This is a genomic window from Amycolatopsis sp. MtRt-6 (genome assembly GCF_017308975.1).
In the GTDB taxonomy this organism is placed as follows: Bacteria; Actinomycetota; Actinomycetes; order Mycobacteriales; family Pseudonocardiaceae; genus Amycolatopsis.
On record NZ_JADWPD010000043.1, the window covers coordinates 80,320 to 91,539 of the forward strand.

The window sequence follows — 11,220 nt, forward strand, 5'->3', positions numbered from 1 at the left end:
ACCGATCTATGGTGCGCCGCGGCCCGGAAGGCGTCAATACCGGACAACCGGTCGCAAACCGGCCCGCAGATCGGTGTTTTCCTTACGCCGCCCCAGGGTCAGGCGAACAGCGAAAGCAGGCCCTCGGTCGAGCGCACCACCACGTGGGCCGCCGTCCGCTCGGCGTGCGGGCGGTCCGGGCGCTCGGCCTCGTGCCGCCAGCGCCGCAGCGCGTCCAGGCCGGCGTCGTAGATCTCGTTCGGGTCGGCGTCCGGTTCGAGGCCGAGCCGGTCGGCCGGGGCCGTGCCCTGCGCGCCCAGCAACCGGACGGCTTCCTCGGCGGGCTCACCGGACAGGGCCGTGCGGCCGCCGCGGATGTCGGCGATCAGCCGCAGCTCGCGGAAATCGTGCGCGGCCGCGGCGAACCGCTCCACCCGGGAGACCAGCCGGTCGCCGCCCGGGCGGGGCTGGGCCGCCAGCAGGGCCTCCAGCCGGATGATCGCCGTCCGTGCCCGCAGCGCCTCGGCCCGCGCCACGAAACACCCGGCCAGTGTGTCGCGCAGCTCGCCCAAACCACTGCGGCGCACCAGTTCCGCCGAGAGCTTGACGCGGTCGTCGCAGCCGGTGCGGATCAGCGTGAGCGCCAGCCGGACGCCGAACATCCCGAACCGCACCACCAGCGACCGCCGCGTCTCGACCGGGATCGGGCCCGGGAACGCCGGGTCGGTGAACGAATCCACCGACAGGACGTGCCGTTCCAGCTCTTCGCGCGGCACCGCGGCGAACGCGGCGAGGAGGTCGAACTCGTCGTCGCGCAGCGACCGGCCGCCGTAGGCGAGCTGCCCGGCCACGGCGATCACGCCCAGGAACCCGGTGCACAGCGGGTCTTCCCGCCACGCCCGCCGCGCGAGCTGCTTCGCGGTGAGCAGCGCGTCGATCCGGCCCGCGCCGACCTCGTCGGCCCGCGACAGCACCAGCACCGAGTTGACCGCGCTCTGCCGCGCGAACGGCGAGCCGCCCGGCGGGTGCGCCGCCGCGAGCTCGTCCGGCTCGAGGTGGCGGACCAGCCGGACCGTCGCGTCCGGGACGTCGTCGGCCGGGCCGGGGTCGTCCAGCAGCACGAGGTCGCGCAGCGCCCGGGTCGGCCATTCGCCGAGCGCGGCGGCGAGCGTCGTCTTCCCCGACGAAGGCGCGCCCGTGAACGCGACGCGCAGCGGCTGCTCCAGCCGGTCCAGGCAGTCGCGCAGCAGCGCCGACGCCCGCGGGTCGTCCCGGTAGAGCCCGGCCGCGGCGTGCAGCAGGTCGCGGACGTCCTGGGTCACGCCGAAAGCTCCCGCCGCTGTTGCCGTCCGGCGATCGTGCCGAGCTCGCCCGCGCGCTGGTGCAGCCCGGCGAGCCGGTCGATCTCCCGGCGGATGTGCCCGGTGCGCCGCTCCCGCTCGGCGGTGCCGGCCATGATCGTCTCGCGTTCGCGGGTCAGCTCGTCCGCGAGCTCCTCGGCCAGGCCGGTGAAGTGGTCGCGCAGCCGCCGCTGCACGACGCGGATCGCGTCGCGGCTTTCCTTGCCGAACCGCAGGAAGACGTCGTCGACGTGCCGTTGCGCGGCCTGCTTGGCGACGGCCTGCCGCCGCTGCAGCCGCATCCCGCCCTCGTCGCGGATCGTCTTCACCGCGAACGCCGCGCCGGCGCTGATCGAAACCGGGTTGATCAGCGGCAGGCCGAGCCAGGGCAAGCTGGTCACCAGGCCGAACATCAGGACACCGCCGTACGAACCGCGCAGCCCGGTGAAGGCCTGCTGGCCGATCGAGAACTTCTCGATCTTCGGGCGCCGGACGTCGTCGAGGTTCTCCACGCCCGAGCCGTCGAGCGGCAGCTCCGGCAACGCGTGGTCGTACTGGGCGCCGAAGCACGCCGCGACCGCCTGCGCGGTCCACTGCGCCCGCTCGGTCAGCCAGGCGTAGTTCGTCTCCACCGCCTCGGCGAGCGCGTTGTCGAGCCACGGCGCGAACTCGTCCCACACCTTCGCCGGGTCACCCTCGTCGAAGGTCTGGTCGATGGAGTTGACGATCTTGCGCGTCCGCTCGCGCAGGTCGTACTCGACGTCGGCCATCAGGTCGGCGATCTCGTCGGCCAGCAGGTTCTGCCACCGGGTGTTCTGCCGGCGCAGGTCGTCGGCGCGGCGCTGGGCCCGCTGCAGCAGCGCGGCCTGGCCGAGCCCGGCGTCCTGCCCGGCCGCGTCGACGCGGTCGCGCAGGGACTCCACCAGCTCGGCGGCCGCGGCGCGCACGCCAACGGCGGCGAGCAGCGCGCGAGACTGCTCGGGCGGGCGCGCGGCCTGCTCGGCGATCCAGCCCAGCAGCTCCGGGAAACCCGAGCGGGCGTTGAGTTCCGCGTCACCGGTCTTCGCGGCGGCTTGGCGCACAACGGCCGAAACCGGCAGAACGGGCGCGTCGATCCCGGCCTCGGCGAGCATGGCGCGGTTGCGTTCGGCGACCGCGCGCCAGCCGGGAGAGGCGTCGATCTTCGTGAGCGCCAGCACGACGTGCGGGCACCAGGTGCGCACGTGCCGGGCGAGCGCGAGTTCGGCGGCGCTCAGCGGGTCGGTCGCGTCGGAGACGAGGATCACCGCGTCGGCTTCGGCGAGGAAATCCAGCGCCGCGGCGGTGCGCGGTGACCGCGGGTCACCGACGGGCGGGGTGTCGACCAGGACGAGGCCTGCCGAAAGGAGTTCGCGCGGCACGCCGACCTCGACGCGGCTGAGCGTGCCGGCGGGCCGGGCGCCGAGTTCGCCGGTGAGCCGTTCGACCGCGACGGGGATCCGCTCGCGGGACCGGCCGACCAGCGTCGCGGCGGGTTCGGCGGAGTAGGTGATTTCCGTGGGCACGGCCGGGGTCGCGGCGTCGCCGACCGCGCACACGGGCGCGTTCAGCACGGCGTTGAGCAGGTAGCCCTTGCCCTGTTTGGGGAAGCCGAGCACGCCGAGCCGGATCTGGCCGGCCGGGGCGTCACGGCGTCTGCGGAGGCGCTCGGCGAGATCGGCGCGGCCGTGCGTGCGGCACGCGTCCAGCGTCTCGTTGAGCACTTCGAGCCAAGCCGGTGCGGTCACGATGGACGAGTGTCCCCGGTTCACTCCCCGTACGCACACCGGGTGCCCGTCCCGCGGCTGCACCCAGACCGCGGGACGGGCACCGGTGACCGGTTCGGGGATCAGTGCCCGATGTGGATGTCGTTGTTCGACGCGATGTCGCCGATGTGCAGGTTGCCCAGCGCGTTGTGGCTGATGTCCGTCACGCCGGAGACGACGTCGTGGACGGCCGTGCCGTTGCCGGAGGCGAGCTCGCCGACCTGGCCGACGGCGTTGTGGTCGGCGCCGATGCCCGTGGCCGAGGTCACGGTGTTGGTGACCTCGCCCAGGCCCAGGCCGTGGGCGGCACCCGTGACCTCGCCGGTGACGTGCTTGACGTCGAGGTCGCCCGCGCCCTTGAGGATGCCGGAGAAGTCGCCGACGTTGCCCACGACCGAGTTGACGGTGTGGGTGAGGTCACCGCTGACGTCGCCGACGTGCGAGGTGGCCTCGTACACCGGGGTGGTCGCGTTGTAGGTGGCGTTGCCCAGCACGCTCTCGCCGAGGTTGCTGACCTCGCCGACGGCGCCGACGGCGGCGCTGTGGTTGACGTCGGTGACCGAGTACACGAGGTTGCCGGCCACCTGGACCGCGTCCAGGCTGGAGCCGAGGTCGCCCGCGGCACCGAAGGCGGCACCGGTCGGGTCGCCGGCCAGCGCGGTCACGCCGGCGGCGGTGTTGGTGAGGTCGTTCACAGCCGGGAGCGCGCCGACGCCCGGCACGGCCGGCAGGCCGAGGCCGCCGATGCCCGGCAGCTCGCCGACGCCCAGGTCGCCCACGCCCGGCAGGGCCGGGGTGGCCGGCAGGCCGAGGCCCGCGGTGAGGGCGGTGAGCTGGTCGATCGCGCCCTGGATGCCGGTGGCGTCGGTGCCGACGTTGGTCAGGTCGCCGACGGCGGGGAGGCTGCCCACGGCCGGGAGGCTGTCGACCGGCACGTAGTCGAGCACCAGCGGGAGGACCTCGTGCACGTCGGCGGCGCTGACGTCGCCGAGGCCGGCGGCAGCGAGGGCGCCCTGCGGGTCCGTCCCGAAGGCCGCGAGCGCGGTCGGGTCGTTGAGCAGGTTCAGGGCGAAGTCGTGCAAGGTCTGCACGGATTCCATGGAATTTCTCCTGGTCCGGTGGTTCGGGGGACAGCAGCGACCGCAGGGACCGCTGCTCCGTGATCAAGGTAGGGAGACGGTCCCCCAGCGCACATCGGGGATCACTCCGAGTCGCACTCCGGTCAGCCGATAGGGGATCGATATGTCATCGTTAGGGAGTTAGGGGCTCATCCGAGACGCGCACAGTTGGGTTAAATCCCTCCAGACCCTTGCCTGACTAACCCGTTTGGGTGAGGATGCCCGGAACCCTAGGGGGATTCCGTGCCCCCGTTCGGCCGCCACGAGGTGAGGAGGAAAGCGCCGTTGCCCTACGTCCTCGGGATCGATGTGGCCCAAGGCCGGACCCACGCCGCCACCTGCCGCCGACAGGGCCCCGGGTGGGCGGAACCCGAACCCCTCTGGCTGGGCGAACGGTCCCCGGCCGCGGCGTCCGCGCTCTTCGTCGACGACGAGGGGTACCTGCTCACCGGCGACGCGGCCGCACAGGCGGGCGCCCAGGTCCCGTCCCGGCTGCTCACCGGCTTCCACCGCCGGATCGGCGACGACGTCCCGATGCTCGTCGAAGGCGAGCCGTTCCCGCCCGAGACGCTCACCACGGTGCTCGTCGAAGGCATCGCCGAGCACGCCGAGAGCCTGTTCGGCGGCCCCCCGCACCACCTGGTGCTCACCCACCCCGGCGACTGGGGCGGCTACCGCCGTGACGTGCTGCGCCGGGCCCTCGCGGAAGCCGGGTTCACCGCGGTCACGCTGGTTCCCGGCTCGATCGCGGCACTGGGCGCGCACCTGCCGGTCCCCGGCCCCGGTGACCAGGTCGCCGGGGTCTGCGAGTTCGGCAACGACGGCGTGAACGTAACGCTGGCCACGGCGAGCGGCGCCGGCGGCTGGCAGCTCGGCCAGAGCGCCGAAGGCGTGGCCCCGGCCGCGGCGCTGAGCACGCTCTTCGCACTGGCGGGCGCGGCCTCGACGTCCCCCAAGGGACTGGCGGGCGTGGTGTTCTGCGGCGACGTCCCCCCACACGCCCTGCCGGCCCGGCCGCCGTGCCCGATGTTCGCGGGACCGGTTCCGCCGGCCAGCGCCGCCCTCGGCGCGGCCACCCTCGCCACCCTGCGCGCCGACCACCGCGGGACACCGCAGGAGCCACCCGCGGTCGAGACGACGTTGCTCCCCAGGGTGGACACGCTCGGTGAGCTCGGCGAGCGCCCACCCCGGCCGCCGGTGGAGATCACGCCGTTCGAGCTGCCCGAGCGAACCGGCCCGCTGAGCCTGTTCCGCCGGCGGCGCCCGCTTGCTGCTGCGGTGCTGGTGCTCGCCGCCGCCGTGTCGGCTGTGGTGATCACCATCACCGCCCGCGAAGCCACCGCCGGTCCGGCCGGTGGCCCTGCCCCCGCTGTTACCCCCACCCACTGCGCCCCCTCCGGTGAAGGTCACTGTTGAACACACTGCTCACGCAGGTTCCCCCGCCGCGCACCGTCCTCGTGCACCCGGCGGCGCGGCAGCTGCTCGACCGCGTCGCCGCCGAGCCGGCCACTCCGCTGCGGCTCGCCGTCGTCGCGCCCGGTGGGTACGGCAAGAGCGTGCTGCTCGCCGCGCTCGACCGGTGCTATCGCGAGGCCGGCGTCGAGGCCGTGCTGGTCGATGACGCCGACCGGCTCGGCGCCGACCAGCTCGAGGAGCTGCTCGCCGGCGCGGACGGGCCGATCGCCGTCGCGCACCGGCCGGCCGCGGTGGCGCCCGGCTGGACGTTGCTGCAGCTCGGTCCCCTCGGCGTCGAAGACGTGGCGCGGCTGATGGCCGCGGTGACGGGCTCGCCCGCCGACCCGGCGGCCGCGGCCGAGCTGCACGCCCGCAGCGGCGGGGTGCCGCGGCTGGCCGAGCGCGCCCTGCTCGGCAGGCTCGAGGAGTTCCGGCCCGAACTCGACGAGCTCGACGACGACGTCCTCCGCTACCTGATCGCGGCCGAGGCGGGCGCCGGGCGCAACCTCGATCTGCTGTGCGCGCTGCTCGACCGCGGTCCCGACCAGCTGCCCGCCATCGTCGAGCGCGCCCGGGCGACCGGCCTGCTCGCCCCCGACGACACGCTGCTGCCGCTGGCCGCGGCCGCCGTCCGCGACTTCGGGCCGCCCGCACGCCGGCTGACGACGGTGCAGCGGCTGGTCGAGCTGCAGCTGGCGAACGGCCTGCCGGTGCTCGACCTGGCCCGGTCCCTGCTCGGCACGGGCAGTTCCGGCGCGTCCGCCGCCGCTGCCTTCGCCGCGGCGGCGGCGGAAGCGCTGCCGTCCGACGCGCACTTGGCGACGCGGTTGTTCGAAGCGGCCGCCGAAGCGGGCGACCGTTCGCCCGCCGTCACGGCGGGGTGGGCGCGCGCGGCCGCGTTGTCCGGCGACCTCGACACCGCGCTGCGCCTCGGCGACGGGATGCTCGGCGCCGCCGACGCGGAAACCCGCGCGGCCGGGGCGGAGATCGCGGCGACCGTGCTGGCGCACCGCGGCGAGCTGGCCCGAAGCGCCGAGCTGTACCACTGGGCGGGCCGCACCGACGCGTTTTCGGCGACGGCCCTGGTCGGCACGGGCGACATCGAGGGCGCCCGCCGTCTCCTCGACTCCCCCACCCCCGGCGTCGCACCGACGCTGTTCGCCGGCGCGGCGACCCGGATGGCCCGCGGCATCGTGGATTCGGTGTCCGGCTGCGCGACGGAGACGTTGTCCACGCTGCTCGGCGCGGCGGCGATGCTGGAGCCCGCGCTCGGCGGGACGCTGCTGCCGGACAGCCCGGCCGCGCTGGCCGCGCTCACCGCGTTGCACACGGGCGAGCTGGCGCTGGCGGAGTCCGTGCTGAGCCGGGCGCTGGCCGGCCGGATCGGCGGGGACCTGCTGGCCGTGCGGCACCGCTTGCTGCTGGGCTGGGTGGCGATGACGGCGGGCGACCTGGCGACGGCCGCGGAACACCGTGACGCCGTGGCGGGCCTGGCCTTGGAAGCCCGCGACGAGATGTTCTTCGCGACGCTGGAGCTCGGCCTGGCGCGCCGGGCGAGCGACCTCGTCGGGCTGCAGCGGTCGTGGAACCGCGCGTACCAGGCGTCGATGCGGCAGCAGACCGACCTGTTCACGCTGCTCCCACTGGGCGAGCTGGCGATCGCCGCGGCCCGCACGGGCGCGTTCGCCAAGCTGTCCGGCCAGTTCGAGCGCGCCCACGGCCTCCTCACCCGGCTCGGCGAGCCTCCACTGTGGACGGTATCGCTGGTCTGGCACGAGCTGCACGCGGCAATCACGCTGGAGGACGCGGACGCGGCCAAGGCCCACCTGGCGACGTTGACATCCCACGCCCACTGCGGCCGCCACCCCCGAGCCCTGGCGACGGCGGCCCAGGGCTGGCTGGCGGTCCTCGGCGGAACGTTCGACCCCGACGCGATCACGGCGGCGGCGGCCGAACTGCACGACCTGGGCCTCCGCTGGGACGCGGCCCGCCTGGCCGGCCAGGCGGCGATCCGGACGTCCGACCGCAAGGCGATGGTTCAGCTCCTGGAGGCGGCCCGTCAGTTCCAGGGGACGACGGCCCGCCGCGAACCCGGGGTGTCGGCGGAACCGGCGGCGGGCACGGGCCTGGCGGCGCTGAGCGAGCGCGAGCTGGAGGTGGCCCGCCTGGTGGTGGAGGGGCTGACGTACAAGCAGGCGGGCAGCAAGCTGTTCATTTCGGGCAAGACGGTGGAGCACCACATGGCCCGGATCCGCGGGAAGCTCGGGGCGGCGGACCGGCGGGAGCTGCTGGCGACGCTGCGGGAGCTGCTTTCGCGGCCGGACGCCACGTAGGGCGGGCGGCCGGTCGCCGGTTCGGCCGGGCCGGAGCCGACGCGGGGACTCCGCCGTTCAGTCGCGGCTGGGGCCGAAGCGTTCCGTGCGGATGCGGTGCGGGTCGTGGCCCAGGGCGACCAGGATGTCCGCGACCGTCTCGACGAAGCCCGTGGGGCCGCAGACGAAGCACGATGCTCCGAACTCCGCCGCCCAGCCTGCCGTGTTGAGCGTTGGCACGTCTATGCGGCGAGGCAGGCCTGGGCGGCCTTCGGGCAGCTCGCGCGTGTACACGTACGTCACGTCCACACCCGCCACCGGTGTGCGCAGCTCGTCCGCGTAGTACAGCTCCGCCGGGGTGCGCAGCGAATAAATCAGCTTGAACGGCGTGCGGACGCCCGCCGCGCGGCGGGCGCGGATCATCGCCATCAGCGGGACGATCCCCGAGCCGCCCGCCACGAGCAGGACCGGGGCCGGGTCCGTGGGGCGCCAGGCGAACCAGCCGCCGATCGGGCCGCGGATCTCTACCGGGTCGCCGATCGCGTACGGGCCGGTGAGGTGCTCGGACACCTCGCCGTCGGCGACGCGCTGCACCGTCAGCGCCACCCGGTCGCCGTTCGCCGGTGCGGCCAGTGAATAGCTGCGCTGCGCGCGGTAGCCGTCCGCGGCCGTGAGGCGGACGTCGACGTGCTGGCCCGCCAGGTGACCCGGCCAGCCGGGCAGGTCGAAGACGAGCGTGCGCGCCGTCGGCGTCTCGTCGCGGAATTCGGCCAGGCGGGCGACCCGCCAGGCTAGTCGCCCTGATACCGCTGTTCGCGCCATGGATCCCCGTAGTCGTGGTAGCCGGCGTTCTCCCAGAAGCCCGGCTCGTCCCGGGTCTTCAGCTCCAGCCCGCGCACCCACTTCGCGGACTTCCAGAAGTACAGGTGCGGCACGAGCAGCCGCGCCGGACCGCCGTGCTCGGGGGTCAGCGGCTTGCCGCCGTATTCGTAGGCGATCCAGGCCTGGCCGTCGAGCAGGTCGGCCAGCGGCAGGTTCGTCGTGTACCCGCCGTAGGCGTGCACCATGACGTAGTCGGCTTCGGTGTCGAGCCCGCCGACCAGCGTGTCGACCGAGACGCCGCGCCACCGGGTGTCCAGTTTGGACCACTGGGTGACGCAGTGGATGTCCACCGTGGGCTTCTCGCTGGGCAGGGCCATCAGCTCGGCCCAGCTCCAGGTGTGCTTCTCGCCCGTCTCGGTGGTGACGGCGAACTCCCACGTCTCGGTGCGCACGCGCGGGGTCGGGCCCGCCGACAGCACCGGGAAGTCCTCTGCCAGGTACTGCCCGGGTGGCAGCCGCGGGTTGCCACTGCGCGCCCGGCCCTGGAAACCCGGTGTCACGACACCCATGCGGCCCTCCCTTTCCGGTCGCGCCGAGCCTACGCCCGGACCCGCAGCCCCAGCGACGTGACGAGCACCGCAGCCTGTTCGGGTGACACGATCGCCCCCGTCAGCTCGGCGTTCAGCGGGTCGAGCGCCGAGAGGTCACTGCCCCGCAGCTCGGCCCGCGGCAGCTTGACGGCGTGCAGCGTCGCCCCGGACAGGTCGACGTCGGCGAACACCGCGCCGGCGCAGTCGGCCCCGGTGAGGTCGGCTTCCCGCATCCGGACGCCCTGGAAGGTGACCTTCCGCAGGTCGGCGCCCGCCAGCCCGGCGAACGACCAGTCCCCGCCGGTGACCCGCAGCGGCCGCAGCCCGCACTCGGTGAACGTGGCGCCGACGAGCTTGCAGCCGGTGAATTCGGCGTCGAAGAAGCTGCACCGCTTGAAGGTGCAGCCGGTGAACGCCGAATCCGTGTGCCGCGACGCGTTGAAGCGCACGTTGCCGAACACGCAGTCGGTGAAGACCGAGTTCCGGGTGGCCGCCTCGGAGAGGTCGACCTCGTGGAACTCGCACCGCACGTAGTGCCGCCCGGTGATCTCCTCGCCGTACCAGTCGTCACGGAAGAACCGCTGCTCCTCTTGCCTGGCCTCGGACATGCCGCCAGGCTAGCGGCAGATCCCACGCCGGAGGGGCCACGCATGCTCGACGCCGCCGATGTCCGCGAGGCCGTGCCGATGCCGGCCGCGGTCGAAGCGGTGCGCGAGGCCTTCATCGACCTGGCCGCCGGCCGTTTCGTGGTGCCGCAACGGTTGTCGTTCGCCGCCGCGACGACGCTCGTGATGACCGCCTGCCACACGCCGACGTCGACGACGGTGGTGAAGACGCTCAACCTGTCGCCCGGCCGCACGCCGATGATCCTGGGCACGCTGGTGTGGAACACCGCCGCGGGCCAGGTGGTCGCCGACGCCGTCGAGGTGACGACCCTGCGCACCGGCGCGGTGTCCGGCGTGGCGACGGACCTGCTGGCCCCGGCCTCGGCGAGCCGGCTGGCGTTGCTCGGCACCGGTGCCCAGGCCGCCGACCAGGTGCGTGCGGTGGCGGCGGTGCGGCCGGTGCGTTCTTTGGCGCTGTCCGGCCGGGACGGCTCGCGGGCTTCGGCGTTGGCCGCGCGGTTGCGGGCCGAGTTCCCGGATGTGGCTGTGCGGGTTGCCGCCAGTGCCGCGGATGCCGTGGCCGATGCCGAGGTTGTCTGTTGTGCTACTTCGTCGAGTGCTCCTCTCTTCGCTGTTGATGACTTGCCCGAGCGGGTTCATGTCAACGCGATCGGGTCGTATCTGCCGTCCATGCGGGAGCTGCCCGCCGAGTTGCTCGCCACCGCCGGGTGTGTGGTCGTGGATCAGGTCGATGCCGCGTTGGAGGAGGCGGGCGAGGTGATCCACGCGGTGGACGCGGGGCTCCTCGGCCGTGGGTCGCTGATCGAGCTGGGCTCGGCCTTGCGGACGCCGCCGGTGGTGGGTGGGCGGACCGTGTTCAAGTCCGTGGGGCTCGCCGTGCAGGACTGGGCCATCGCCCGGCTGCTCGGTGCGGCGGTGGGGGTGGGCGGGTAGGCGGGTTTTGCCGGGTATGAAGGCTCGCCACCGCCCCGCCGCCGGCGTGGGCGTGGGCGTGGGCGTGGGCGTGGGCGTGGGCGTGGGCGTGGGCGTGGGCGTGGGCGTGGGCGTGGGCGTGGGCGTGGGCGTGGGCGTGGGCGTGGGCGAGGGCGAGGGCGAGGGCGAGGGCGAGGGCGAGGGCGAGGGCGAGGGCGAGGGCGAGGGCGAGGGCGAGGGCGAGGGCGAGGGCGAGGGCGAGGGCGAGGGCGAGGGGGAGGG

10 protein-coding genes are annotated in these 11,220 nt (G+C 74.3%); 4 read left to right on the forward strand and 6 right to left on the reverse strand.

What is annotated here, in order from left to right; all coding sequences use genetic code 11:
• Positions 1-98: 98 nt before the first annotated feature.
• The 3 genes from I4Q55_RS44515 to I4Q55_RS44525 form a co-directional block, all read right to left on the reverse strand.
• Positions 99-1,301: a GTPase gene (locus I4Q55_RS44515; RefSeq protein WP_206796847.1), complete on the reverse strand. Its 1,203-nt coding sequence runs from the start codon at positions 1,299-1,301 to the stop codon at positions 99-101.
• Entirely contained in the window at positions 1,298-3,085 is a 1,788-nt protein-coding gene (locus I4Q55_RS44520) for a dynamin family protein (protein WP_206796848.1), read from the reverse strand. The genes I4Q55_RS44515 and I4Q55_RS44520 overlap by 4 nt, the downstream gene beginning before the upstream one ends.
• A gap of 101 nt (positions 3,086-3,186) precedes the next feature.
• Positions 3,187-4,203 (reverse strand): IniB N-terminal domain-containing protein, encoded by a 1,017-nt coding sequence (locus I4Q55_RS44525; RefSeq protein WP_206796849.1) that lies wholly within the window; start codon positions 4,201-4,203, stop codon positions 3,187-3,189.
• Positions 4,204-4,506: 303 nt separating this feature from the next.
• On the opposite strand from I4Q55_RS44525, the gene I4Q55_RS44530 reads away from it, so the two are divergent.
• Both I4Q55_RS44530 and I4Q55_RS44535 read left to right on the forward strand, forming a co-directional pair.
• On the forward strand, positions 4,507-5,637 hold the full coding sequence (locus I4Q55_RS44530) for a molecular chaperone DnaK (protein WP_206796850.1): 1,131 nt from the start codon (positions 4,507-4,509) through the stop codon (positions 5,635-5,637).
• On the forward strand, positions 5,634-8,009 hold the full coding sequence (locus tag I4Q55_RS44535) for a helix-turn-helix transcriptional regulator (protein ID WP_206796851.1): 2,376 nt from the start codon (positions 5,634-5,636) through the stop codon (positions 8,007-8,009). The genes I4Q55_RS44530 and I4Q55_RS44535 overlap by 4 nt, the downstream gene beginning before the upstream one ends.
• 57 nt (positions 8,010-8,066) lie before the next feature.
• Here I4Q55_RS44535 and I4Q55_RS44540 read toward each other — a convergent pair whose 3' ends face one another.
• Genes I4Q55_RS44540 through I4Q55_RS44550 form a run of 3 tightly spaced genes read right to left on the reverse strand, consistent with a single transcriptional unit; the run spans position 8,067 to position 10,008 of the window.
• Complete coding sequence (locus I4Q55_RS44540) at positions 8,067-8,810, reverse strand: ferredoxin reductase (protein ID WP_206796852.1); 744 nt, start codon at positions 8,808-8,810, stop codon at positions 8,067-8,069.
• Positions 8,780-9,379 carry a sulfite oxidase-like oxidoreductase gene (locus tag I4Q55_RS44545; RefSeq protein WP_206796853.1) on the reverse strand — a complete coding sequence of 200 codons (600 nt, stop codon included), beginning with the start codon at positions 9,377-9,379 and terminating at the stop codon, positions 8,780-8,782. Before I4Q55_RS44545 ends, I4Q55_RS44540 begins: the two co-directional genes overlap by 31 nt.
• 29 nt (positions 9,380-9,408) lie before the next feature.
• Positions 9,409-10,008 carry a pentapeptide repeat-containing protein gene (locus I4Q55_RS44550; RefSeq protein ID WP_206796854.1) on the reverse strand — a complete coding sequence of 200 codons (600 nt, stop codon included), beginning with the start codon at positions 10,006-10,008 and terminating at the stop codon, positions 9,409-9,411.
• A 42-nt stretch (positions 10,009-10,050) separates the two neighbouring features.
• Here I4Q55_RS44550 and I4Q55_RS44555 point away from each other — a divergent pair, with 42 nt between their 5' ends.
• Positions 10,051-10,959: an ornithine cyclodeaminase family protein gene (locus I4Q55_RS44555; protein WP_206796856.1), complete on the forward strand. Its 909-nt coding sequence runs from the start codon at positions 10,051-10,053 to the stop codon at positions 10,957-10,959.
• Between the two features lie 16 nt (positions 10,960-10,975).
• Positions 10,976-11,220 (forward strand): hypothetical protein (locus tag I4Q55_RS44560; RefSeq protein ID WP_206796857.1); only part of this gene is annotated, 245 nt, incomplete at its 3' end.

Coding starts and splice junctions, on each gene's coding strand:
- I4Q55_RS44525 (WP_206796849.1), bottom strand. CDS start 4,203: ATGGAATCCGTGCAGACCTTGCACGACTTCGCCCTGAACCTGCTCAAC.
- I4Q55_RS44540 (WP_206796852.1), bottom strand. CDS start 8,810: ATGGCGCGAACAGCGGTATCAGGGCGACTAGCCTGGCGGGTCGCCCGC.
- I4Q55_RS44545 (WP_206796853.1), bottom strand. CDS start 9,379: ATGGGTGTCGTGACACCGGGTTTCCAGGGCCGGGCGCGCAGTGGCAAC.
- I4Q55_RS44550 (WP_206796854.1), bottom strand. CDS start 10,008: ATGTCCGAGGCCAGGCAAGAGGAGCAGCGGTTCTTCCGTGACGACTGG.
- I4Q55_RS44555 (WP_206796856.1), top strand. CDS start 10,051: ATGCTCGACGCCGCCGATGTCCGCGAGGCCGTGCCGATGCCGGCCGCG.